The sequence below is a fragment of the Methanosarcina acetivorans C2A genome (genome assembly GCF_000007345.1).
Classification (GTDB): Archaea; Halobacteriota; Methanosarcinia; order Methanosarcinales; family Methanosarcinaceae; genus Methanosarcina; species Methanosarcina acetivorans.
The window spans coordinates 5,034,325-5,057,374 of record NC_003552.1; the positions used below are offsets into that span (position 1 = coordinate 5,034,325).

The window sequence follows — 23,050 nt, forward strand, 5'->3', positions numbered from 1 at the left end:
GTTAATTTACAGTTATATCCGATAATTAGCTGATTGTGATTTAAACCCTTACGTAATTGCGGCTCTACCATGCCTGAACGAATCGGCAGGTCAGTTAAACCATATCCTGTAAATTCTATGATGGTCGATAGTTAATCTGCAGCAGTATAGAGGGTTGAATATAACTCGATTATTCTATAAATCTTTATTCCAGAATATTCCCCTTCAGGGAAGCCTCCAGTTTTCAAGCGCACCTGCTTTCCTTTTTAAGGAAATTTCTTCCTGGAAAACACATGGGACTGGAAATGAACTGGAAACAGTTCTTTTATTGCAGCTTCTCCCTGTCTTTGTCGGATTAACTCCCTGAGTTCGGTTTCGTAATCTGCTTTCTGGGTGCTCTCACTCGGCCCCTGTTCGATATTCAGGTAAGCTCCGACGAGAGAATCCACAATCTTTTTGCCGCAGCCTTTAAGGGGGCAAAAATACTGTACTCCCAGTCGATCTTCAATGCTCCTCACCTGTGAGATCGAAAGCATCGGAACTCTGTCATCCCGCCTGGTTCCGTCGGCAATCAGTTTAACTGCCGGGTCCAGAGCAAGTGTTTCGACAGCTCTTCCATGAATATAATTAATAGCTCCTCTCGGAAACCCTTCATTTAGTACCAGCTCATATGCCTTTTCCAGAATCTCTCGATCAAGAGAAAGAACCCTGTGAGGAAAATGTAACTCCTCAGCAGTTTTTGCTGCGATTTCTCCTGTCGGAAGCAATCCGAAATTACATGTTACGAGTTCGACCTCAAAAAACGGTTCCAACAAAAGGGCAGAGAGTGAACTGTCCTTTCCTCCACTAAAGAGGACTGAGACTTTCATTGTGTTTAAACCCGGGTTATGGACGTCTTGCGTTTCTTAGGCTGCATCCGCATAAGGAGCGTTTTCAGCTGCTCATCATCGATCTGAGCCTTGAGCCTTCCACTCTGGGCAAGCGAAATAAGCTGCATCTCAAGCTGTTCCCCAAGGGCCGGCCTTGACATCTTAAGAGTTGTCAGGCGTTCCCTTGCTTCAGGAGTCAGGATCTGCCTCAGGATAGCTTGTTTCTGAGCTTCCATTTCAGCCCTTGCCTGCTCCTGCTGATAAGCTGCCTGTACGTCGGAAGGCTGTTGCTGTGCCTGCTGTCTCTGGATTTCTGCAAGTCGTCTCTTTCGGATTTCTTCGAGTTCGTCATCCATATTAGACATGGCAATCACCGAAAAAACCGGTTTTCTGGAATTATTGTTAATAATATATATGAAAGGGGATCCGAATATTCAGGTCCCTTTCCGAAGGATCTTCATTCTCAGTATTTTGCAAGTTCCGGAATCTTTTCGAGCAGCTCAAGCTTAAGTTCGTGGGCTGCATTGTCCATCATGGAACGTCCCTTTGCAGATACTGTTCTTCCGTCCTTTACTTTCTGCAGGAAGCCTGCAGCTTCAAGCTGCTGTACGGTCTTTCTTGCAACAGAACCACTGCCTTTTGCCTTGTGGAAAGGCTTGGAACCGTTATCCTTCTTACCTCCATATACGGAACGAAGTCTCTCTATCCCGATTGGTCCGTCGGTATAGATCTTTCTCAGGACTGCTGCGCACCTGATGTACCACCAGTCATCATTGGTAGGGGGAAGTTCTTTGTGAACCCCGGTTTTCACGTTCCCTGCCCATTCAGGGGGAACGATCTTATCATCTTCTTTAAGAATACCTGCAAGCTTTTCGATCATTTCCGTTGCAGGGACATCAAATACTGTTGTCATACTCTCCTCCTTATGCGAATTCCATTAGTCTCGCAGATTCGGGCGATAGTGCCGATTCTTCCCCCGAATCTGTCAGGAATGTAACTCTTATTCTCGAAAAGAGGTAACTCTTATGCTCTCCCGAGAGGTCCATTGCTGGTTTTTAAGCTGGCTACGGACTCTTAAAATTTGGGCCAGAAGGCCCGATAATGCCGGTTAATATGATTTTAGTCTAAACTGGAAAATGGGGTTGATAAATTTATTGGTTAATATATACATTTTTCGGTAATCTGCCGGGAAGGTTTACTAGATGGTATTATTCTTTTTTAAAGGTTTGTTCCCTTCCTGGCCCCACAGAGATATAATTGATAGGGACTTTCATAAGCTCTTCAAGCCTTTTGATATAGTTTTGGGCATTTTCCGGGAGCTCACTATAGGCTTTTACTTCCGTAAGATCAGTTTCCCAGCCCGGAAGGTCTTCATAGACCGGACTGCATTCCCAGAGGTCTTCGGTAAGTTCCGGGGGATAGTCCAGGTCTTCTCCCTTATATTTGTATCCGACACAGATCCTGAGAGGTTCAAGCCCTGTCAGCACATCCAGCTTGGTAAGGGAAATTTCCGTATATCCGTTAAGTGCAATAGCCTTTTTAAGAAGTGGAAGATCAAACCAGCCACATCTTCTGCCTCTGCCTGTGGTTGTCCCGAACTCTCCACCGGCTTTCTGTATCTTCTCTCCCAATTCTCCACTAAGCTCTGTTGGAAGGGGACCTTCTCCTACTCTCGTGATATAGGCTTTTACTATGGCAATAACATTGCCCACCCTTGTCGGACCCACTCCGAGGTTGGCGCATGCGGAACCTGCAATTGTTGAAGAAGAAGTTACGAATTTCTGGGTCCCGTGTATCACATCAAGATGAGTACCCTGGGCAGCTTCAGCCATGACATGCTTTCCTTCGTCAAGAGCCTGATTGATTTCCCTGGAAACATCCGTAACATAAGAAGCAAACTGTTCACCCAGTTCCAGGTATTTTTGAATGAGGAACGGGTCTCTGACGATCTTCGGGTCTCCCCCCATTGCCTCGATTTCTTTTTCTTTCTGAGGAGCAAGTTCTTCAAGTCTTTTAAGGAAACGCTCTTTGTCCACAAGTTCAGCCATGCGGATCTCGTCCCTTGCTACCTTGTCGATATACGCATAGCCGATTCCGCGCTTTGTGGTCCCTATTTTCGTTTTCCTTGCGGCTTCCCTGAGTCCGTCCATTTCTATGTGGTAGGGCATAATGATGCTTGTCTTTGCATCTACCCCTAGTTTCTCCGCATCTACTTTTATCCCGTGCTTCTCAAACATTGCGGTTTCTTCGGCTAAAACTTCAGGGTTCAGGACAACCCCAGGCCCGATAAGGACCCTGGCATCAAGCAGGATGCCTGAGGGGATCAGGTGCAGTTTGTAGACCTCATCTCCTACCCTGACTGTATGGCCTGCGTTGTTCCCACCCTGGAAACGGGCAACAATGTCATAGTCTTTTGCAAGAAGGTCGACAATCTTGCCTTTTCCCTCGTCACCGAACTGCGCGCCTGTGATTATCGTAAACATAAGCCCTGAATCGGGCTTAACCTTAATAAGGTTTTGTCCGCTTTATTTGCCTACTCCCGGAGATTCTTCACCCTGAATCCTTCAAGGTCTCATTTTTCAAAAGAATAGACGACTGGTACGGAGAGGCAATGCTTGGTACAGGTAGGCAGGGATAGAAGAAGCAATGACGTGCTATACACCAATAACATGCCATGAAACAATAACAGTCATGAGGTAATACATTTAGTAGCACATTTCACTAAGCAGTACATTTCAAGAGGTAGCAGCCAGGCTACCCGAAATAATAATAGAAAGTAGTAGAAAGGAACAGGCAGTTTCGATTCTTTGCCACTGAAAACAGAGTAAATGAATAACAGAGTAAACGAATAACAGAGTAAATGAGTAATCGAATGTAGAGTTAAACAAATTTGGAATCGTTTAGTTTAGACTATAATCATTTAGAAGATCATACCTCTGAAAATAAGCAGACTGAGAATCATCAGGATTATCGCAAGGAATATTGCTGTCTTTGCACTATCTCCATCGCTTCCGAAGATTATAGGGATCGGGCCGAGCATAATTACTCCTCCACCCTTTATCCTTGATTCAGCTTTTTCTGCATGATGAGCTTTTTTATCGGAGCCTTCAAAACCGAAAGAACTTCCCGAATCAGCTTCCATTCCGAACCGGTCCCTTCTATTTGAATATCCATTTCCAGGTTCGGAATTCTCGCGCATGCCTATGGCTGTTCCGATTATAAGCATTAAAAACCCGAAGAGTATTATGAAAATTCCAGTCAAAACAAGTAAGTTTCCGATCAACGTTTCGTCTTCCACAGGAATAGATAAAGAATCATTATCAATAACCCAAGTCCAAGCATATTTGTTGTAATTTCAGGAGCAGAGCCAAATACTATCGGGATGGGACCGAGCATAATAAGGCCGCCCATTTGAGTGCTTGCGGGATGCTGTAACATTGTGAGAGCAATTCCTAACAATACTATGATAAAGCCAACAAATGTAACTGTTGCACCTACTCTTAGAAAATCTTCTGATGCACGCATGTGGAATGATATTATGCTTTTATTATTAAATCTATCCTTTGAATTTTTTAGGCATGTCGCCGAGTTTATGCTTTTTATAATCTGGAACGGAGGATTAGAAATGAAGAACGGATAAATTATCTATAATGTGATGAAGTGAGGGACTGGTTTTAACTATTTATGCCGGTTTGTCTCTTTTCAGCCCTGAATACTTCAACTTTCTAACGAAAGGTTATTATAGTACTTTTTTCATGGGGCAGAGAAATATAAAAGTGGCGGAATTTTCAGCCTCTACGTCTTGAATCAGGGTTTCATCAGGGAGAGATGCGGGGACATCGAAAGTGACAAACAGGTATAACGAGGAAGGAAAAAATAAAGAGTCTGAAAGAAACAAAAAAGCTGATGTATGTTAAGTGAGTATTAGACAGTAATTAAAAGGGGCCGTCAATGGGCTGCAAGTATTGCAGGAACTTATATATATCCTTTTTATATTTAAGTAAACATAATTATTTCCGGCATTAGATATAATTCCCGGCATCTTATATATACTGTGAATACGATAAGAACCTCTTCAATTGCATTTTAACCCTTGATGTGTGCACGCTGTCCTGTAAAAGGCATATATATGAAGTCCTGTAAAGGTAGCATGCAATTGCCCTCCGAAGGACAATGGTCACAAAGTATGTTCTGTTCCTGGCGTCTTTTTTCAGGCTTTTGCTTTTTTGTAAAAGCCCTGAAAGAGCAGAAGCAGATCCCTGAAGAATTGTATGATCAGGACAGAAGTCTGCAGGGCAATTATCAGAACTCTGCAGTTGCAGCCCGTACCTGTAAACCGAATTAATCTGTAACCTTCCACCTTCAAATCAACTATATATTACACGTTTAGAACCCAACAACCATATAATACATATTTAGAACCCAATTACCCTGAAAACAGGATATCCAGATCAATTTTATTGACAAAACAGGTGTTTCAAATGTCAGACGACAGTGCTATAAGATCTTCCTTGGAAGATATCAAGTCCAAGGTGGAATTTCAGCTTGAGTGCGGGGAGATCAGTCCAGAGGATGTGAAATCCCTCTTAACCGAAATCGAGATACTTAAAGTCCAGAACGAAAACATGAAGGCACGACTCCTTGAAGCCAGCGTAGCCACGGGCAGGCACCTTCAGGAGATCAATAAATTAGAGTCTTTTTAATTTTTTCTGGTTTTTCTTCAATCTCAAGACAACCACAAAATTTTATCCCAATTTGAGCAAATCAATTCACTCATTTAAAAATGTTGATTCATTCACACAAGCATCCACCAAAATTTTCCAAATTGTGGAACTATTTTTGTGGGAATTTCCGACAGCTACAGCTATAAGCCATCAAGTTTAAGAACTAATTATTCTCCAATTCTAGCATTATCCATATTGGAATCTTGCTCTCATTAAAGGTGAGAAACCTTTCCATTTTCCAGTGCTGAAACACCGTTTGTTGAAAAAAGTAAATAGATTGTAACAAAAATTAGTTAGTCCATTATTGGTTTTGAATGACCTCGCTTTGTCTACTATATCACATATCAAAGAAAATATCTGTTCCATTGTATTATCTGTCTCAGGTGTAAAACCTTTTTTCAAGAAGCTCACATTCTTGCTGAAAATCTCTTCGGCATAAGAAATCGCTTTATGAGACGCTTCAGAAAGTTCAAGATCAGAGTTAAATTCTCGTATCTTCTGAATATGCGCAACAGCACTGATAACCGTATCAGAAAGTATCAATTGAGATATCTCATTGTAGGTAATCTTATCGTTATCTGGAATCTCTTCAATAGAACTGAATTCCTCATAATACCTCTTACTAACGTTTTTTAATTGATGAAACACACAAAAAGAATGAGTCACTTCAGGAAAGACCATTTTTACGGCTCCAATGATCGCTTTATCCTCATCAGAAACAATCTTTTTGATTTTATCTTCAGGAAATCGGTTCTTTATTCGTATAAAAAGAGGCATCAGAGCCTCAATTGTTGGTAACCTCTCAGTTACTTCAAAATCTAAAATGACCTTCTCTTTGGTAGCAACAACGTAAACAGATTTATATCGCATTTTTTTCCATTCTTTCTTTGTGAGTTTCGTTCCAATAAATTCTTCAAGCTTTTTTTTCCATCCATTCTTGATCCAATTCCCATCAACATACAATGTTTCTTCAAAGCTAACTCCTTGGTTCAAAAGTTCTTGCTTTGAAAGTTTTGCTAGTTTCTGTTCATATAACCACAATGAAGTGGGACAAGGAGCTCTTCCACAGACATTTATTACTCCTTCTGTATATGTTTCCCCAATTCGCCGAGAATTGTGCAGACTGCATCGTCCATCGTATCTGACATTTATTTGTGTATCATAATATTCAGAACTGTAATTTGCAGAACCCTGAACACCAATAACCTGATCATGATAATGTTTCTTACAAGTGGGACAAAGCCAGTATGTAACATTGAGAGATATAGTGCCGTAACGTGATATAATAAAACGAGTGTGATGAGAGTTAACATGTAATTTACTTCCACAACTATCACACTGAGTAGGGGAGAATATAGAGAACATGGGATAGTATCGATTTCCAACCAAAACTTTTGGCAAAGGAATTATTATTTTGCCGTCAACTATCGTTTTTATCATTGATTTATCTATTGCAATGTTTCCTTTTCCCATAAATAGAAAAAATATATCAATATAATTAAAATTTTATTGTTTTGCACGATATAGAGGGAAAACGAAAAACCAGAAAATAATAAAAAGTCTCATAAATTAAAAGCTCACCTGGAACAGCTTACCGAACCTCCACTTTTCATTGCCACCATCCTTGAGGTAAACGGGGAAATTGCCCTTATCAGGCAGCACGGCAACAACCAGGAAGTCCTCACGCAGATCCCGGAAGAGTGCCTCGGAAAAATAGAGCCCGGAATGAGGGTTGCCGTAAACGGAGCTTACTCGATTATCTCCATAGTAAGCAGGGCTGCCGATGTGAGAGCCCAGGTTATGGAGCTGATCAACTCCCCAGGTGTGGACTACAGCATGATTGGCGGGCTTGATGACGTGCTCCAGGAAGTCCGGGAAAGCGTGGAACTCCCGCTTACCGAACCCGAGCTTTTCGAGGATCTGGGAATCGAACCACCTTCCGGTGTCCTGCTCCACGGCGCTCCGGGTACGGGAAAGACCCTGATTGCAAAAGCCATAGCCTCTCAGGCAAAAGCCACCTTCATCCGGATGTCAGGTTCCGATCTCGTCCAGAAGTTCGTCGGAGAAGGCTCAAGGCTCGTCAAGGACATCTTCCAGCTTGCAAGGGACAAGTCCCCAAGCATCCTCTTCATAGACGAAATCGATGCAGTAGGCAGTATGAGAACATATGACGGGACCAGCGGTTCAGCCGAGGTAAACAGGACAATGCTTCAGCTCCTTGCCGAGATGGACGGCTTTGACCCGAAAGGCAATGTAAAAGTAGTTGCGGCAACCAACAGGATTGACTTGCTTGACCCCGCCCTTCTCAGGCCCGGCAGGTTTGACAGGTCGATTGAAGTCCCACTTCCTGACGAGAAGGGCAGGGTTGAGATCCTGAAGATCCACACCCGTAAGATGAAACTTGCCGATGATGTGGACTTTGAGAAGCTTGCAAAGGTTCTGACAGGAAAGAGCGGAGCAGAGATCAGCGTAATTGTCAAAGAAGCCGGGATCTTTGTCCTGCGCAGGCGCGGCAAAGAGATTACCATGGCGGACTTCATGAAAGCTTACGAAAAGGTCGTAAACGTGCAGGAACCCACCATTCCTCAGGCCATGTTCGTATAATCACCATTTAGAAGTAGCTTTTGAAACTGTCATCACCTGGTCTGCCAAACTAAAAACGATAAGCAAGCAACCATTGAACAGAAGGAATTTATCCTATAGTTCTCTGCCGGGAAAGGTAAACACCCTCCCGGTTGCTTCAAATTTTTTTAAAAAGCAGTCGAAAGGTTTATATTTTATAAATTACTTGAAGATATGCTGCCTGAGAGGCAAAGCATAATAGTAATGTTTTATATAATAACGAAAGGCTCCGATAGTGTAGCTCGGCCAATCATTCAGGACTCTCACTCCTGCGACTGGGGTTCAAATCCCCATCGGAGCATACATACCTTTTTTTCTCAAAAAGGATAATCCTTTAGATGCCGAAAATATTTTTTTTATATAAATTTAACTCTAGCATCTGGCAGCTGCAGGAGCCAATTTTTTAACACAAAAGGGCTAAGGTTTAACTCCAAGTTGGGGAATACATTTTAAATAAGCTGCCTTCAACTCATCCAATTCGATGTGATTATAAATATCGACAGCTTCATTCATCGAATCACCGCGTAACTTTTTGATAAAGGAAATATCCATACCTGAACGCCTCAACCAGGTAGTAAACCAATGTCTTGTACAGCGGGTAGTAAACTTCTGATCCAGATGACCACCAGGAACATGAAGGCCGTTTTTTTCAGCAGACCTGGTAATAACAGTATAGATAACATTTCTATTGATTCTACGACCATTCTGAAGCCCTACAAACAAAGCTTTTTCATTACCTGAACAGATGCACATAAAAACAGTATCATTAACAGTTATATTCTCTAACATTAACAGTTATATTCTCTAACCAAAGGAAAGCCTTGAAGATCCAGATTAACCAAGTCTGCTGTAGAAAGAGAATGCTACACAGCTATAAATAAAGTCATTGAAATATATCTAATAAAAAAGTTAAAAACCAAAAGGGGCAAAACCTAATGAAAGAGTTTACCGTCTTAATCGAACAGGACGAAAATGGAATTTACGTGGCTTCAGTTCCAGAACTTCCAGGATGCCATACACAAGCTGAAACGCTTGACGAATTAAACAGAAGAATAAAAGAGGCAATAGAACTTTACCTTGAAGTTGAAGCCGAGAAAGAGGAAGAAAGTCATCTTGATTTCATCGGAATACAGAAAGTTAAAGTTGAGGTTTGAATGAGTAAAATATTACCTCTTCCTGCAAAAAAAGTTGTAAAAGCACTTGAAAATATAGGTTTCGAGCAGATAAGGCAGAAGGGTAGTCACTTATTTTTACGGCATCCAGATGGAAGGACCACTATAGTCCCAATGCACCCGACAGAAAAAATCGGAAGTGGAATGATCAATAAAATAATAAAAGATGCAAAAATTACACGGAATGAATGGATTGAATTGATAAATAGACTTATTCTTTTCTAAAAAATAAAAAAGTTAGGGCATCACAACCCCGGATACAAAGATTTCGTATCCTCTTCAAAATTAGCGGTAAATTTTCCAGCCGAACAAATACTTAAACGATAAATTCGTAAAGTTTGCGGCTTAAATAGGGTGCATACACGTGATTCCACATCTCATCCAATTAATTTAATTTCGCTCAAACCCGTGGAATTCACGTTGCTACCCCTGAATTTGAAGAGGATACACAAAAAGGCTAAGGTTTAACTCCAAGTTGCGGAATACATTTTAAATAATCTGCCTTCAATTCATCCAATTCGATGTGATTATAAATATCGACAGCTTCATTCATCGAATCACCGCGTAACTTTTTGATAAAGGAAATATCCATACCTGAACGCCTCAACCAGGTAGTAAACCAATGTCTTGTACAGTGGGTAGTAAACTTCTGATCCAGATGACCACCAGGAACATGAAGGCCGTTTTTTTCAGCAGATCTGGTAATAACATTATAGATAACATTTCTATTGATTCTACAGCCATTCTGAAGCCCTACAAACAGAGCTTTTTCATTATCTGACCTTTCACTAAGATAAGCTTCTAAAAAGGCCTTAGTCTCAAGGTCAAAGAACACTGTCCTGTTAGACCTTTTAGCCGTAGGCTTAAGGTAAACTGTCAACCCGTCAAGATCCAAGTCCTCACGGTCCAGAGTAATAAGCTCATTTCTCCGGAGGCCAGTTTTAGCCAGGAAGAGAATAATGGTCCTATAAACAAGTTCATCCGGCTCATCTACAAGAAGAGCCATATCCTCAACAGAAATCAATTTTCTAGATTCACTTTCATAAAACTTCTTATAAGTACGCATATAGCGCTTTCGAAATGAAGGAACAAGATTTTTATCAATCCTACCCTCGAAAACCAGATAATCATAAAAAGTATTCAAACTCGAAAAATACCCATTACATGTAGAAGCACTATACTTTTTTTCATCCCTGATATGAACAAGAAAACGTTTCAAATCATCATAATCAGAATCTATAGAATGCAATTCCAAAAAATACCGAATACAGCTAACATAATAATCTACAGTTCTGGAAGAAAAACCCCTACAACTACAATCTAAAGAAAAAGATGATAGTATTTCTGAAGACATAATGAATCAAAAATAGTAAAACAAATATTTCAAATATTACGCTATTAACTAAAATAAAAAATGACGGTTAAAAATAAAGAGAATATACGTGTAAATTTGCAGGTTTATATCAGGTCTCTAAATATTGCTCTCAGGATATGTTTTTAAAAAAAGATAAGATAAAGATAGCAGATTAGCTAATTTTCACTGGCTTTATATCACTTTGCTGAAGGTCGGCTTTAACTTTTTTATTTTTCGTCCTGTGATAAACTGCCAACGCTGCGGAGGTAAGGGCAATTCCAAGACCGATATATACACCTGTGTCGAATCCGGCAGATACCTTCATTATTGCAAATCCAGCTAATGCAGAAAGCGCGAGTATAAGCATTGTTTTATCACTTGCTTTAATTTCTTCAATTAGGTTCATTTTGAGAAACTCCATACATCTTTTTTATAGCAAATCTTATGGCTTCTGAATTACTTTTAAACTGTTTGAACGGTCCAGTAACCGAGTCAAGCAGTTTGAGAGATTCTTGATCTAGATAAATACTTGACATATTTTATATATGTATTAGGTGTAATATATATAACTTACATTTTCTACTGTGCAAAGTCATAGAGAACCACTATACATATAATAATTTACAAATGCATATAGATGTAGCTCGAAAACCCTATTGCTGCAAAGACCATACCAAAGCCTGCAGGACCAGGGTTTAAGCCAAAATGATATAGGCGGACTAATAGGTATCAAGAGACAGACTGCAAGCAGCTGGAATATCTTCAAACCAAAAAAAAGTGAATGCTGAAGCAGTCAAACAAGCAAAGAAGGCAAGGACAAAAATAAACAAGACAACTAAAGCAAACAAAAAAATTCGCTCGCGACGGCAAACCCCCCGGCTCTTAATCAACCGAGGACAAGGAAGAAGCCGACAACGATTTGAGAATACCTAATTGTCTTTAATTCTGGCAATATTTATATGAGATATGAGGAAATCGATATCAGGAAAAGTGGTTTTTTTGTATAACCGGAAATCTGAATCGGTTGACGTTGTATATCAATTACAGACTTTAACATTTCATACATAGAAAAATCAATATCTATCGACCATACAGACCAAATACATAAAGAGGTTACATGAGTACAGAGATGTCAACCGTTATCGATGAAAAAAAGCGGATCAATGCGGAAATTCCAATGAATTTGTATCAGAAAATCGAAGCTACAGGATACAAGACAACTGAGGCGATAGTTAAGGGTTTTGAAAAACTGCTGGAAGAAGATGGAGACTCCAACTTTGATGAGCAGATAAAACAAATGGAAAATAAAATATTAGCTGCAAATAGCAGGACAGAAGCAAAGGTAAGGCAGATCTCAGAGCTCTCAAGCTGGATTGAGGAAAAGGATAGGTTAATTTCTAGCCTGGATGCCAGGATCCGGAAATTAACAGCCCCGAAACAAAAGACCTGGCCTCATTATATTGCAGGCATCAGTACTTTTCAGATATGGTCTATAGGGTTCAGTTTTTTGTTAGGCATGCTGTTTATGAGTGCATATTTTTATTATTACATATGACGGGGATAGAAAATGGCAATAAACTGGAAAAAAATAAACGTCCCTGGAACTCAAGAAAACCCTTGTAATGACGAAAAAGAACGGATGAAGAAAAGTAAAGCCGGATATATCGGAGGGCATAAGAGAAGGACAAAGAGAGGATAAACAGCCCTTGAAAATGAAACTTGCAGGTCTGGATCCGGAGGAAGGCCTTCCAGGGAAGCTTCACTTCCTTTGCCTTCCTACTTTCTTTTCCTGGATCTGGAGGAAGGCCTTCCAATCGGCAGCTTCAGCAGTCTTTCCGGGAAGATCCCTGCAGGCCCAGGCCCCGGAAGACTCCAAAGGCAGACAGCCCTTAGAGTACCTTAGCGGAACGGGCTTTAAAATCTGCTCCGGTTCTTTCGTGGGAAGAATTTTTCAATAAATGGAGGAATGGCTAATGAGTGAATACAGATGCTTCCTTCCTTTTTCTCTTTCCTACATACACAGGTTTTAAGGTAAAACCTGTGCATAATCCACAGAGCAAATTTACAGAGACCAAGGTACTCTACCTATGCTTCATCAAAGAGGCTTTTAGTTATTCATAAGATCTTATCGAAAAAATAAGAAAGCTATATAGAGTTCTTATACATATAGGATTTACGCATTTGAGGTACAAAATCAAATTCAATAGGCTTCATGGTTAAATTTGTGTTTTATACAGTTAAGGGTTTAATGCTATTGATTTCTCAGTTCAACCACGTAAGTCCTAACATAGTAAGATCTGGTTGAATTGATAGGCTAATACGTTTAAAAGAGGATGGGGTATTTATGGACGAGTACACTGATAATATTTCGATTTCAAAATTAAATATAATGGCCTTTAGTTGTTCAATTGTTGATGGAGAATATCTAGAAATTATTATACGTGATTTTAATCCTAACGATTGCACGAATGTCAGATATAGCATATTTAAGATAGATGACGATTACACAAATTGGTATTTTACAGAGGATAGTAGAATTTCACAAGAAGATAACATTGTTAAATTTAAATGCAACTTAAAAAATTCTCTAAAAAAGGGATTTTACGGTCTTAGTCAATTAAAATTTTATAACCCTATGACTCAACCAATTTCTTATCCAATGTATACTAACGTTAATGATTTTGATCTTGTATTATTTGAGATAAGAGTAGTCGATGAAACTCCTCATACACCTCAAGAATTATCCATAAAATATAATGAAATAATTAAAAAAAGAAATGAAGAGTTCTTAAGTGGTTTTGGATGTTCGTCACAGGAAGAAGGCATGAAAGAATACAGAGGCCTTGTTTTTGTTAAAGACTGTTTACTTAAAACACAAATGAAACTTGATCGTTATCAAATTATTCCATCAGGTTATTTACCATATTTTGATGAAATCAACAAAATTCTTTCATCTATTAAAGGGATTAATTTAAATTTAGAACATTTGTGTGATAAGACTAAAAAGGATCAATTTCTGAACGCTCAGCCAGTTTTTGTCGCTGATTTTCCCAAGGTTATTGCTCCTTCGATTGAGGAAGCTACCAAGCTAATAGGACAAGAAGTTAAGTCTTTATCGGATTTATTGTCAATTCAACGTTCAAGCTATGGTTCAATTTTCGGTATAATAGTCATAGATTTGGCAGAGGGTAAAACTCTTTCCACTATCCCAATTCCCTCATATAGAGGTAACTTAGTAGGCGGAATGCTATCTGGTGAAATTCCTCAACAAATTAGACAGCGAATGAATAAAATTAGAAACAATTCCCAATATCAATTATATCTGTCACTTTATACTGATATTTTGCGTGAAGAAAGACCAGATTTTCAGATTTTCAGATGTTGGAACCTTTTAGAAACGATTGCACGCTCAAAAAATTATATAGGACAACCATTGCTTGATATTCATGGTAACCAAATTGAGAATAGGAAAGGTAAGCCAAGATTTATTCGAGATGACGCTGAAGAATTAGTTACTGAACTTATTAGACAAACCTATATCTCTTATAACTTTAGCAATTTAGCCAATATACTGCAAGATGGGAGTGTAAGCATTTGGTACAGGCGTAGAAATTGCACAGCTCATCGTGGAGGTTGTTTCCATAGTGATCCAATTTACTGCGATAGAACAAAACAAAAATTCATTGATTGTAAACAAGATCATGATAACGGCTATGTTAAATTGGAAAATATATTTCTAGCATTAAAAATGGTCATTATTAATGAGCTTAGGTGATCTATTGATAGATAAAACGTTGGGGTTTGGTAACGATTTGTTCTTTTAAGCACCACTTAATAAACCCAGTATCAAGCTAAAGCGATAAAAAGTAATAGAAGATCCAGTTCAACTATTTTGTGTCAAATGGTTTAATTTTGACATATCGCTTATTGTCATCGGTTTTGCGGGGATTTTTTCCAAAGGAAACCATTCCTTATAAATTGATTTTTCAAATAAATATAGCAGCTGTTGGGCTTATACTTCTTCTAAGATTATTTGATCTATGAAAAATCTACATTTAACATTATTTTCCGGAAAATAGCCTTTCAAAAATTTCCTTAAAAAACACTATCAATAGACACTCTTAAAACGTGCATATGTGTTTCTTTATGTTTTTTTGCATTCATCCTGCTACCAGCAGGAGGAAACAAGTTTATTCTTATATGAGATAGAACGATCATGTTTTCTGACACATAGGATAAAACGAGGTACTCCGGGATTCAAGCCCCATTTTAATCTAAAATTAGTGTAACTGATCTTATTTTTTATGTTTTTTTGCGTGCAATCGTCTTACTATCTATGCATTTCTTCCTGAAAGAAATTCCTGGATGTCAAGGGCGGTTAAGAATCTTCCAATTTCGGCGGTTTAAAAACTTCCAATTCTCAATCCTTGTGAAAAGTTCGAGGATTGTAGATAATGCTGAAAACGGAGGAATGGCTATTGATACGAGATTTGTATTCACAAGGCTTCAGCATCAGTGAGATCTCTAGAAGAACAGGTTATGCTAGGGAAACTGTGAGGAAATATCTTAAAAAGAAAACTGCCCCAGAACCTCAGAAACGTCCGCCAAAACCGAGTAAACTTGATCCTTTCAAACCTTACATACAAGAAAAACTCAAAGAAGGTCCTTATACTGCTGTTCGCCTTTATAGGGAAATCAAAGAAATGGGTTTTGATGGAGGAAAAACCATAGTCAAGGACTTCGTAAGAGAAGTCCGACCTAAACAGGGAGTCCCTGCTGTACTCCGCTATGAAACAAAACCAGGTGTACAGGCTCAGGTTGACTGGGCAGAGATGGGAACAGTTGAGGTTGATGGAAAGGTAAAGAAACTCTTTTGCTTCAACATGATTCTTGGATATTCCAGAATGAGATATGTTGAATTTACACTGAGCATAGACACTCCCACTCTTATTCAGTGTCATCTGAACGCTTTTGAGTACTTTGGAGGATTTACACAGGAGATCCTCTATGATAACATGAAACAGGTTGTTATCAAAAGAGCCTTAAAATCATCAGATTCCGAATGGAACCCACAGTTTGAGGAGTTCTTCAAATGCTTTGGTTTTATTCCACGGTTATGCAGGCCTTACAGGCCTCAGACAAAAGGGAAAATTGAAAATACAGTCGGTTTCGTCAAGAGGGATTTCTTCCTTGGAAGAAGGTTTACCTCTCTCGAAGACCTGAACGCCCAAGTTCACAGATGGTTGGAAAGGGTAAATTCAACTGTCCACGGAACAACCTATCAAATCCCTCTTGAACGCTTTAAGGAGGAGAAACTGAGCCCTCTGGATCAGGTTCCTCCTTACAAAGTTGTCCATAAGGAGACCAGAAAGGTCTCCAGAGACTGTTATATTTCGTTCCTTGGAAATAAGTATTCTGTTCCTTACAGGTTTGCAGGGAGAACTGCAGAGCTTCAGATCCTTGAAGGAATATTCGAGGTCTATGTTGATTATGAGAAAGTCTGTGAACATGAAATCCTTCCTGGAAACTGCAGAGTTTCAAGGAAAAAGGAACATTTCCAGGGTCTCCTGAGTGAGATTCTTAAAGAGAACTCAAAATGCAAAAAAGATTCACAGATCCCGTTGAAGTTCTCAGATCCCGAAGTTGAAAAAAGGTCTCTTGATGTCTATGAAATATTTAGTGAAGGTGGTTTTGAATGAACAACTTCACCTATGAGAGACTTCACAATAACCTGCAATACCTGAAACTTAATTCTATCGAAGAGCTTCTGGATAACTACCTTGAAATTGCTGCAAGGGACAACAAGACAACAATGGAAGTCCTTGATTACTTGTTTGAACAGGAAAAGAAACACAGAGAAGCTGTTGCAATTGAGAGAAGGATGAAAAGTGCAGTTTTTCCCGTTAAAAAGACTCTTGAGGAATTCGATTTTGAATTTCAGAAATCCATTGATAAAAAAGCAATCGAAGACCTTGCAACCTTGAGATTTGTTCATAATTCAGAGAATGTCGTTTTCCTTGGTCCTCCCGGAGTTGGAAAGTCTCATCTTGCAATCGCTCTTGGGATTGAAGTAGCAAAAGCAGGGATTTCGGTTTACTTTACCAATACAGGAAACCTTATCGAGAAGTTGAAAATAGCAAATCGAGAAGGAATGCTTGAAAAGAAACTAAGGGACTTGATGAAATATAAAGTGCTGATAATTGACGAAATAGGGTATCTCCCATTTGACGAAGAAGGAGCTCACTGCCTATTTCAGCTGATCTCAAGACGGTATGAAAAGAGTTCAACGATCTTGACATCAAATAAATCATATGGAGAATGGGGAGAGATATTCAAGGACCATGTAATAGCGGCTGCTGTACTTGATAGGATTCTCCACCATTCAACTACGATTAACATCAAAGGGGAAAGTTACAGGCTGAAAGAAAGGAAGAAACAGGGAATAAAAACAGGAAATATATGCCAGTAATTTCTAAAAGTTTATGAAAAATTGAGTAAAATTTATATTAAAAGGTTGGCAAATTCTAAACCGCCCAAAATGGAAAAAAGTTAACCGCCCTTGACACTGGAAGGAACTCTACCTTGCAGCTGTAGTCTTGGATCCGGAGGAAGGCCTTCCAAGGAAGCTTCACTTCCACTTCACTTTCCTTGCCCACTTTCCCGGTCTGCAGGCCAGGACCAGGACTTTCCTTCCATTTCCAACGGAGCTTCCATTCCAACGGCACTTAGACTGACAAGACCAGGACTTTCCCGGGAGCCAAGTCGAGGTCTAGATCCAGAGTACTGATGTGATACAGGAAAACTATGATACTGGTGTGATACAGGAAAGCTGTGATACGTCTGTGATACTTCAAAAAAATACGGATAGCGAAGACCCGGAGATTCAAAAGGCTCGTGAACTGGTTAATCTTGTTCATGAGATCCGGGACCGTGAAAGAATTAATTTGAAAGAAGCCTGCAAGCTCGCGGGTTTTTCTGACAAGAAATATTATAACCTGCGTCGCAAGATTCCTGAGCTCTAATTTCTTTTTCCTTTTTTATTAGACAATGGAAGGTTTAACGAAATTGTTTTTCAGCCCAACTGTATAAATCCTACAGAATATCCCTTGAATAATGTGTATATAATGAGTACAATTATACAGATCACAAGTGCCTTTGATTCTTTATCGAGTTGGAGCATACTAAAAAATATGAATTTCTGTATATATATATATTCTTGTGTTCTTACTCTATATATGAATATTACTTACATATATATTATATTATTTCTTTTTAAGGTAATGCTAGTACATCGATTCCATATATCCTCAATAAACCATGAATAAAAACAAGTGAACACAAATATTTTCAATTCGTGTTTATTCTTGTCCGCTTGTGGTTTTCTCATAGAAAAAACATTGACCAGTGCTGATTTCAAAGTCCAATTCTTCCCATAATTTGGAATCGATGTACTAGTATATTTTTATTTTTATTCAATTTTAATATTATAGTATCTCTTGCTGTCCTTTTTTTCCTTCAATTTCCTGGTACTGATGCTTCAGGTCCTCGAAGGCCTTTCTTAGGTTCACGAGTATAACTGTTACTTATGCTGTTTTTATGTGCAGCTGCAAGGAAGAATTTACCCCGGGCTAGGAAGATTTTCCTTCAGATCCAGACCTTGAGGTCCTAGTCCTGGATGAATTTATCTCTAAAAATGAGAGTATCTTTCTAAAATTTCAAGAATAGAGCATAGTTCTAAAAACGTTTTTTCAAAAAATATTTTCTGATATCTTCAATTTGGTACGATTAGGTAAAATCATGTCAACTGATAACGTTTAATAGGGGTGATTAGGGTATGATTAGGGTATGATTAGGTTTAATCATACCTTAATTATAGAGACTTTTTATTATTTTCTGGTTTTTCGTTTTCCCTCTATATCGTGCAAAACAATAAAATTTTAATTATATTGATATATTTTTTCTATTTATGGGAAAAGGAAACATTGCAATAGATAAATCAATGATAAAAACAATAGTTGACGGCAAAATAATAATTCCTTTGCCAAAAGTTTTGGTTGAAAATCGATACTATCCTATGTTCTCTATATTCTCCCCTACTCAGTGTGATAGTTGTGGAAGTAAATTACATGTTAACTCTCATCACACTCGTTTTATTATATCACGTTACGGCACTATATCTCTCAATGTTACATACTGGCTTTGTCCCACTTGTAAGAAACATTATCATGATCAGGTTATTGGTGTTCAGGGTTCTGCAAATTACAGTTCTGAATATTATGATACACAAATAAATGTCAGATACGATGGACGATGCAGTCTGCACAATTCTCGGCGAATTGGGGAAACATATACAGAAGGAGTAATAAATGTCTGTGGAAGAGCTCCTTGTCCCACTTCATTGTGGTTATATGAACAGAAACTAGCAAAACTTTCAAAGCAAGAACTTTTGAACCAAGGAGTTAGCTTTGAAGAAACATTGTATGTTGATGGGAATTGGATCAAGAATGGATGGAAAAAAAAGCTTGAAGAATTTATTGGAACGAAACTCACAAAGAAAGAATGGAAAAAAATGCGATATAAATCTGTTTACGTTGTTGCTACCAAAGAGAAGGTCATTTTAGATTTTGAAGTAACTGAGAGGTTACCAACAATTGAGGCTCTGATGCCTCTTTTTATACGAATAAAGAACCGATTTCCTGAAGATAAAATCAAAAAGATTGTTTCTGATGAGGATAAAGCGATCATTGGAGCCGTAAAAATGGTCTTTCCTGAAGTGACTCATTCTTTTTGTGTGTTTCATCAATTAAAAAACGTTAGTAAGAGGTATTATGAGGAATTCAGTTCTATTGAAGAGATTCCAGATAACGATAAGATTACCTACAATGAGATATCTCAATTGATACTGTCTGATACGGTTATCAGTGCTGTTGCGCATATTCAGAAGATACGAGAATTTAACTCTGATCTTGAACTTTCTGAAGCGTCTCATAAAGCGATTTCTTATGCCGAAGAGATTTTCAGCAAGAATGTGAGCTTCTTGAAAAAAGGTTTTACACCTGAGAAAGATAATACAATGGAACAGATATTTTCTTTGATATGTGATATAGTAGACAAAGCGAGGTCATTCAAAACCGATAATGGACTAACTAATTTTTGTTACAATCTATTTACTTTTTTCAACAAACGGTGTTTCAGCACTGGAAAATGGAAAGGTTTCTCACCTTTAATGAGAGCAAGATTCCAATATGGATAATGCTAGAATTGGAGAATAATTAGTTCTTAAACTTGATGGCTTATAGCTGTAGCTGTCGGAAATTCCCACAAAAATAGTTCCACAATTTGGAAAATTTTGGTGGATGCTTGTGTGAATGAATCAACATTTTTTAATGAGTGAATTGATTTGCTCAAATTGGGATAAAATTTTGTGGTTGTCTTGAGATTGAAGAAAAACCAGAAAAAATTAAAAAGACTCAGAGATATAGTGCCGTAACGTGATATAATAAAACGAGTGTGATGAGAGTTAACATGTAATTTACTTCCACAACTATCACACTGAGTAGGGGAGAATATAGAGAACATGGGATAGTATCGATTTCCAACCAAAACTTTTGGCAAAGGAATTATTATTTTGCCGTCAACTATCGTTTTTATCATTGATTTATCTATTGCAATGTTTCCTTTTCCCATAAATAGAAAAAATATATCAATATAATTAAAATTTTATTGTTTTGCACGATATAGAGGGAAAACGAAAAACCAGAAAATAATAAAAAGTCTCTAAAATTAAGAAAAAAACAAGAAAAAAGAAAAATAGGAAAAAATGAAAAAGAAAATAGTTTATTTTCGGTTTTTACAGGTTCTAAAGGCTTTTACTATATTATCTCTTCCATACATTAATAATTCTGTTCTGTCCTCCGATCTTATGAACATGTCTGCAACGTCTTCAGGAGAGTATGATACATTTTTAAATTTTTGATTCTCTGCTAAGTACTTACTGCAAGCTTCTATCAATGAAACATGAATCTCTTCTATCTTCACTTCGTCACTGTTCTTTATGTCGTAAATTTCACCATCTCTTATTTCCAGAACTTCCTGTAACCTGGTAAATGGAATCTTTACGCCTTTTACTCTTTGTCCGTTTATTACCGTATATTTTTTCCAGGACTTATATCTAAGTTCGCCTGTATCTGTTTTCATCATTGTGGGCTCTAAGACATTATTGTTTTTCCAGTCCTGGATTACCCTTTCAAAATTGAAACCTTTGGATACCAGATAATCATGCAACTTGTCCGGATCATAGTATATGGCATCTTTTGTAATCCAGCCAAAAAGTTCTATAGATCCCCTTGTATAGGTAAAGATCTCTTCCGGGTCCAGCTCCTTTGAGTATTCAAAGAACTTCTTGTTTCTCAGGTGCCAGGAATAAGTTGTGTCAAGTGCCCTCAAATAATATGGTATTGTGCGATCCTCAATTACAACTCTCTGATAGTACTTGTTGCATACCTTATGAGGGTCTTTTGTGGGGATCCCGTTTTTCTCGAAGATTTCTTCCAGGATGAAACCGCCTACAGCAAGGGCAACAAAATATGTTTTGGACCGGTCGGCAAATACGGTATTTGACTTATCAAAGAACATAGTCAGGTTTTTATATACCTGTTTTAATTTGTCCTTTCTTTTAAAAATAGTCTGGACTATTTCATCCAGAAATAACCCGTAATTATTTTCCAGCGTATCCTTTACCGTCTCTATGTAATCCGAGTCTAGGCGTGGAATTCCTTCGAAGATTTCCAGCACTCTTATTTGTTGTCCTGTGTTAGTGCTGTTGGCTTTTGTTAAAGGCTGTTCTCCTGTTGTCTGTACCACTGTTTTCCATTTTCCAGTTTTGTCGATTCCTCCTTCCTTATTTCCCCTTCCTTTTCCCTGCTCATTCCCTATCATGTAAATTGCTTCTCGGAACTTTTCGTTATTGCTGGTTTCATCAAAATAGATAGGGGTATCGGTGTTGTACTCCAGGGTTTTTTCTATGCCTACTTTGGTGCTGTCTGCATCCTTGATGAGTTCAAGGGGGTTGCCTACCAGGGAGCTGGCCAGCTGCATGGAGACGGACTTAAGCCCGCTACTCTCATAGTAATTATGGACTATGAAGGATTTCACGCCAATGAACCGGATAAGCATGGCTGCTACGGTTGCATAGCACTTCAGCCGGATAAGGTCATATTCGAGAAGAGGGGTAAGGTTTTCTATCCATTCTTTTTTATTTCCTTTAATTTCATATGCGCTTGCTATCTCTTCGGTAAGAGCAAGGATTTCTTTTCTTCCTTGTGCCATATGCGCATAGGACCCTGTGATAAAAATAGAGTTTTCTTTTTTCCAGCCGTTTGTCCTAGCAGTGAATTCTGTTGGGATCTGGTAGGCATACCCTAAAAGCTGCTTAAAGTAGTATTTCAGATTTTTCTGATCAGCATCCACAAACTGAAGACCTAAATTTACCAGCTCTTTCATGCTTGACGTGAGCAGGACTTCAGGAGTTACCCATTTCGAAAACTCCTGGCCTATTACGGTCCTGTATTTTATCTGGTACATGTAAGCTTCATCATCCACACATTCACCTATCGAGTGAATGATTATGGGCGTACAGGTTACCATCTCCCAGCCTTCGACCTCTTGGCCATCCTTCCTGTCGTATTTGTAGTATTTTTCTATGCCGGTTTTTGAGATCCTGAAGGGATGTATATCAAAATCTATAGTGAAATCATATTCTGAAGACTGTTCTTCTCTTGAATAGTATTTTTCTTTTAGTTCTGATTTCATTGGTCATCGGTTAAGGAATTTTCTTGCCTGAAGGATATCGATTTTGCACCAAAAGTCGCCTTAAATTTTGTCCTTTTTACATGAAATCGATACCCAGTTCCAACTCTCAATGGGATACAGTTTTTGAGAACTGTTACGAAAATGGAGGCAATTTATCATGATTCCTCACTTAACCGAAGACGCATGGTTCTGATTTTAATGATTCATCCAGGTTTTTCCAGGACTCTTGAGCACAGGCCTCAAGGATCTTATTTAGTTCCCAATCTGCGAAATATTTTCCAAGGATTTCAGCTGCTTTCTTGAAGTCTTCCACTTTCCATTTATTCGGTTTTTTCTTCAGTATATCTCTGATCTCGGCATGCATGATCAGGATATCTGCTAATTCTTCATTCAGGTCCTTGGGGTCCATTTCCGGGTCAAACGGTATTTTGTGGTATTTGCTGAGGATCTCATCTCTGAATGTGAGCCCTTTTTCATTGTCGTTTTCTTCTATCATTTACTCCCCCTCCGTTTTTTTCT

25 protein-coding genes, 1 tRNA gene and 2 pseudogenes are annotated in these 23,050 nt (G+C 38.6%); 14 read left to right on the top strand and 14 right to left on the bottom strand.

The features are described 5' to 3' along the window. Positions 1-245: 245 nt before the first annotated feature. From MA_RS21465 to MA_RS21490, 6 genes are all read right to left on the bottom strand, one after another. Positions 246-848, bottom strand: coding sequence for an alpha hydrolase (locus MA_RS21465; RefSeq protein WP_011024006.1), 603 nt, complete (start codon positions 846-848; stop codon positions 246-248). A gap of 5 nt (positions 849-853) precedes the next feature. Continuing rightward, entirely contained in the window at positions 854-1,222 is a 369-nt protein-coding gene (locus MA_RS21470) for a DNA-binding protein (protein WP_011024007.1), read from the bottom strand. Between the two features lie 89 nt (positions 1,223-1,311). Next, positions 1,312-1,761: a 30S ribosomal protein S19e gene (locus MA_RS21475; RefSeq protein WP_011024008.1), complete on the bottom strand. Its 450-nt coding sequence runs from the start codon at positions 1,759-1,761 to the stop codon at positions 1,312-1,314. Between the two features lie 295 nt (positions 1,762-2,056). Continuing rightward, positions 2,057-3,331: an adenylosuccinate synthase gene (locus MA_RS21480; protein ID WP_011024009.1), complete on the bottom strand. Its 1,275-nt coding sequence runs from the start codon at positions 3,329-3,331 to the stop codon at positions 2,057-2,059. Between the two features lie 437 nt (positions 3,332-3,768). Further along, positions 3,769-4,146, bottom strand: a complete 378-nt coding sequence (locus MA_RS21485) for a TIGR00304 family membrane protein (protein WP_011024010.1) — start codon at positions 4,144-4,146, stop codon at positions 3,769-3,771. Further along, complete coding sequence (locus tag MA_RS21490) at positions 4,128-4,373, bottom strand: TIGR00304 family membrane protein (RefSeq protein WP_011024011.1); 246 nt, start codon at positions 4,371-4,373, stop codon at positions 4,128-4,130. The genes MA_RS21485 and MA_RS21490 overlap by 19 nt, the downstream gene beginning before the upstream one ends. A gap of 604 nt (positions 4,374-4,977) precedes the next feature. On the opposite strand from MA_RS21490, the gene MA_RS27650 reads away from it, so the two are divergent. Further along, a complete protein-coding gene (locus MA_RS27650) occupies positions 4,978-5,193 on the top strand; it encodes a hypothetical protein (protein WP_162013103.1) in 216 nt (71 codons plus the stop codon). Between the two features lie 136 nt (positions 5,194-5,329). Next, positions 5,330-5,551 (top strand): hypothetical protein, encoded by a 222-nt coding sequence (locus tag MA_RS21495; protein ID WP_048065903.1) that lies wholly within the window; start codon positions 5,330-5,332, stop codon positions 5,549-5,551. A 207-nt stretch (positions 5,552-5,758) separates the two neighbouring features. Here MA_RS21495 and MA_RS21500 read toward each other — a convergent pair whose 3' ends face one another. Next, positions 5,759-7,045 carry a transposase gene (locus MA_RS21500; protein ID WP_011021010.1) on the bottom strand — a complete coding sequence of 429 codons (1,287 nt, stop codon included), beginning with the start codon at positions 7,043-7,045 and terminating at the stop codon, positions 5,759-5,761. A 69-nt stretch (positions 7,046-7,114) separates the two neighbouring features. On the opposite strand from MA_RS21500, the pseudogene MA_RS21505 reads away from it, so the two are divergent. Both MA_RS21505 and MA_RS21510 read left to right on the top strand, forming a co-directional pair. After that, positions 7,115-8,176: pseudogene (locus tag MA_RS21505) on the top strand (proteasome-activating nucleotidase); the annotation flags it as partial. 244 nt (positions 8,177-8,420) lie between these two features. Then, positions 8,421-8,495 (top strand) — tRNA-Glu (locus MA_RS21510). 116 nt (positions 8,496-8,611) lie between these two features. Here the strand turns inward: MA_RS21510 and MA_RS21515 are convergent. Then, positions 8,612-8,983 carry a tyrosine-type recombinase/integrase gene (locus MA_RS21515; protein ID WP_011024014.1) on the bottom strand — a complete coding sequence of 124 codons (372 nt, stop codon included), beginning with the start codon at positions 8,981-8,983 and terminating at the stop codon, positions 8,612-8,614. 146 nt (positions 8,984-9,129) lie between these two features. Between MA_RS21515 and MA_RS21520 the strand changes: the two genes are divergently transcribed. Together MA_RS21520 and MA_RS21525 are read left to right on the top strand one after the other, a co-directional pair. Then, positions 9,130-9,348 carry a type II toxin-antitoxin system HicB family antitoxin gene (locus MA_RS21520; RefSeq protein ID WP_011024015.1) on the top strand — a complete coding sequence of 73 codons (219 nt, stop codon included), beginning with the start codon at positions 9,130-9,132 and terminating at the stop codon, positions 9,346-9,348. Next, the gene (locus MA_RS21525) at positions 9,349-9,591 is read left to right on the top strand and encodes a type II toxin-antitoxin system HicA family toxin (RefSeq protein ID WP_011024016.1); all 243 of its coding nucleotides are present in this window, start codon (positions 9,349-9,351) and stop codon (positions 9,589-9,591) included. It abuts the gene before it with no gap. A gap of 232 nt (positions 9,592-9,823) precedes the next feature. Here MA_RS21525 and MA_RS21530 read toward each other — a convergent pair whose 3' ends face one another. The 3 genes and pseudogenes from MA_RS21530 to MA_RS21535 form a co-directional block, all read right to left on the bottom strand. Beyond that, positions 9,824-10,432, bottom strand: a complete 609-nt coding sequence (locus MA_RS21530; RefSeq protein WP_226990905.1) for a tyrosine-type recombinase/integrase — start codon at positions 10,430-10,432, stop codon at positions 9,824-9,826. 54 nt (positions 10,433-10,486) lie between these two features. Continuing rightward, positions 10,487-10,720, bottom strand: a pseudogene (locus tag MA_RS29035) (phage integrase N-terminal SAM-like domain-containing protein); the annotation flags it as partial. Between the two features lie 172 nt (positions 10,721-10,892). Next, on the bottom strand, positions 10,893-11,126 hold the full coding sequence (locus MA_RS21535) for a hypothetical protein (RefSeq protein WP_226990682.1): 234 nt from the start codon (positions 11,124-11,126) through the stop codon (positions 10,893-10,895). 711 nt (positions 11,127-11,837) lie between these two features. On the opposite strand from MA_RS21535, the gene MA_RS21540 reads away from it, so the two are divergent. From MA_RS21540 to MA_RS21575, 8 genes are all read left to right on the top strand, one after another. After that, positions 11,838-12,275: a hypothetical protein gene (locus MA_RS21540; RefSeq protein ID WP_011024019.1), complete on the top strand. Its 438-nt coding sequence runs from the start codon at positions 11,838-11,840 to the stop codon at positions 12,273-12,275. 12 nt (positions 12,276-12,287) lie between these two features. Further along, entirely contained in the window at positions 12,288-12,419 is a 132-nt protein-coding gene (locus tag MA_RS29575) for a hypothetical protein (RefSeq protein ID WP_282679178.1), read from the top strand. A 13-nt stretch (positions 12,420-12,432) separates the two neighbouring features. After that, positions 12,433-12,678: a hypothetical protein gene (locus MA_RS21545; RefSeq protein WP_048065904.1), complete on the top strand. Its 246-nt coding sequence runs from the start codon at positions 12,433-12,435 to the stop codon at positions 12,676-12,678. Positions 12,679-13,064: 386 nt separating this feature from the next. Further along, complete coding sequence (locus MA_RS21550; protein ID WP_011024021.1) at positions 13,065-14,495, top strand: hypothetical protein; 1,431 nt, start codon at positions 13,065-13,067, stop codon at positions 14,493-14,495. A gap of 679 nt (positions 14,496-15,174) precedes the next feature. Beyond that, positions 15,175-16,419 (top strand): IS21-like element ISMac3 family transposase, encoded by a 1,245-nt coding sequence (istA, locus tag MA_RS21555; RefSeq protein WP_011020064.1) that lies wholly within the window; start codon positions 15,175-15,177, stop codon positions 16,417-16,419. Beyond that, positions 16,416-17,189: an IS21-like element ISMac3 family helper ATPase IstB gene (gene istB, locus MA_RS21560; RefSeq protein WP_011020063.1), complete on the top strand. Its 774-nt coding sequence runs from the start codon at positions 16,416-16,418 to the stop codon at positions 17,187-17,189. Before istA ends, istB begins: the two co-directional genes overlap by 4 nt. 319 nt (positions 17,190-17,508) lie before the next feature. Then, positions 17,509-17,742, top strand: coding sequence for a hypothetical protein (locus tag MA_RS21570; RefSeq protein ID WP_011024022.1), 234 nt, complete (start codon positions 17,509-17,511; stop codon positions 17,740-17,742). A gap of 944 nt (positions 17,743-18,686) precedes the next feature. Next, the gene (locus MA_RS21575) at positions 18,687-19,973 is read left to right on the top strand and encodes a transposase (RefSeq protein ID WP_011024023.1); all 1,287 of its coding nucleotides are present in this window, start codon (positions 18,687-18,689) and stop codon (positions 19,971-19,973) included. 26 nt (positions 19,974-19,999) lie between these two features. On the opposite strand, the gene MA_RS29040 is transcribed toward MA_RS21575, so the two are convergent. From MA_RS29040 to MA_RS21585, 3 genes are all read right to left on the bottom strand, one after another. Next, the gene (locus MA_RS29040) at positions 20,000-20,407 is read right to left on the bottom strand and encodes a hypothetical protein (RefSeq protein ID WP_011024024.1); all 408 of its coding nucleotides are present in this window, start codon (positions 20,405-20,407) and stop codon (positions 20,000-20,002) included. A 150-nt stretch (positions 20,408-20,557) separates the two neighbouring features. Further along, positions 20,558-22,531 carry a DUF927 domain-containing protein gene (locus tag MA_RS21580; protein ID WP_011024025.1) on the bottom strand — a complete coding sequence of 658 codons (1,974 nt, stop codon included), beginning with the start codon at positions 22,529-22,531 and terminating at the stop codon, positions 20,558-20,560. Between the two features lie 169 nt (positions 22,532-22,700). Next, the gene (locus MA_RS21585; protein ID WP_011024026.1) at positions 22,701-23,027 is read right to left on the bottom strand and encodes a hypothetical protein; all 327 of its coding nucleotides are present in this window, start codon (positions 23,025-23,027) and stop codon (positions 22,701-22,703) included. Positions 23,028-23,050 lie beyond the last annotated feature (23 nt).

What these genes read in the sequence shown, in the direction of transcription:
- MA_RS21475 (WP_011024008.1), bottom strand. Translation starts at nt 1,761, where the DNA reads ATGACAACAGTATTTGATGTCCCTGCAACGGAAATGATCGAAAAGCTT.
- istB (WP_011020063.1), top strand. Translation starts at nt 16,416, where the DNA reads ATGAACAACTTCACCTATGAGAGACTTCACAATAACCTGCAATACCTG.
- MA_RS21545 (WP_048065904.1), top strand. Translation starts at nt 12,433, where the DNA reads ATGAAACTTGCAGGTCTGGATCCGGAGGAAGGCCTTCCAGGGAAGCTT.
- MA_RS21480 (WP_011024009.1), bottom strand. Translation starts at nt 3,331, where the DNA reads ATGTTTACGATAATCACAGGCGCGCAGTTCGGTGACGAGGGAAAAGGC.
- MA_RS21585 (WP_011024026.1), bottom strand. Translation starts at nt 23,027, where the DNA reads ATGATAGAAGAAAACGACAATGAAAAAGGGCTCACATTCAGAGATGAG.
- MA_RS21495 (WP_048065903.1), top strand. Translation starts at nt 5,330, where the DNA reads ATGTCAGACGACAGTGCTATAAGATCTTCCTTGGAAGATATCAAGTCC.
- MA_RS21525 (WP_011024016.1), top strand. Translation starts at nt 9,349, where the DNA reads ATGAGTAAAATATTACCTCTTCCTGCAAAAAAAGTTGTAAAAGCACTT.
- MA_RS21530 (WP_226990905.1), bottom strand. Translation starts at nt 10,432, where the DNA reads ATGCGTACTTATAAGAAGTTTTATGAAAGTGAATCTAGAAAATTGATT.
- MA_RS21535 (WP_226990682.1), bottom strand. Translation starts at nt 11,126, where the DNA reads ATGAACCTAATTGAAGAAATTAAAGCAAGTGATAAAACAATGCTTATA.
- MA_RS21515 (WP_011024014.1), bottom strand. Translation starts at nt 8,983, where the DNA reads ATGTTAGAGAATATAACTGTTAATGATACTGTTTTTATGTGCATCTGT.
- MA_RS21540 (WP_011024019.1), top strand. Translation starts at nt 11,838, where the DNA reads ATGAGTACAGAGATGTCAACCGTTATCGATGAAAAAAAGCGGATCAAT.
- MA_RS29040 (WP_011024024.1), bottom strand. Translation starts at nt 20,407, where the DNA reads ATGGGAAAAGGAAACATTGCAATAGATAAATCAATGATAAAAACGATA.
- MA_RS21580 (WP_011024025.1), bottom strand. Translation starts at nt 22,531, where the DNA reads ATGAAATCAGAACTAAAAGAAAAATACTATTCAAGAGAAGAACAGTCT.
- MA_RS21550 (WP_011024021.1), top strand. Translation starts at nt 13,065, where the DNA reads ATGGACGAGTACACTGATAATATTTCGATTTCAAAATTAAATATAATG.
- MA_RS27650 (WP_162013103.1), top strand. Translation starts at nt 4,978, where the DNA reads ATGAAGTCCTGTAAAGGTAGCATGCAATTGCCCTCCGAAGGACAATGG.
- MA_RS21465 (WP_011024006.1), bottom strand. Translation starts at nt 848, where the DNA reads ATGAAAGTCTCAGTCCTCTTTAGTGGAGGAAAGGACAGTTCACTCTCT.
- MA_RS21500 (WP_011021010.1), bottom strand. Translation starts at nt 7,045, where the DNA reads ATGGGAAAAGGAAACATTGCAATAGATAAATCAATGATAAAAACGATA.
- MA_RS29575 (WP_282679178.1), top strand. Translation starts at nt 12,288, where the DNA reads ATGGCAATAAACTGGAAAAAAATAAACGTCCCTGGAACTCAAGAAAAC.
- MA_RS21490 (WP_011024011.1), bottom strand. Translation starts at nt 4,373, where the DNA reads ATGCGTGCATCAGAAGATTTTCTAAGAGTAGGTGCAACAGTTACATTT.
- MA_RS21520 (WP_011024015.1), top strand. Translation starts at nt 9,130, where the DNA reads ATGAAAGAGTTTACCGTCTTAATCGAACAGGACGAAAATGGAATTTAC.
- istA (WP_011020064.1), top strand. Translation starts at nt 15,175, where the DNA reads ATGCTGAAAACGGAGGAATGGCTATTGATACGAGATTTGTATTCACAA.
- MA_RS21575 (WP_011024023.1), top strand. Translation starts at nt 18,687, where the DNA reads ATGGGAAAAGGAAACATTGCAATAGATAAATCAATGATAAAAACAATA.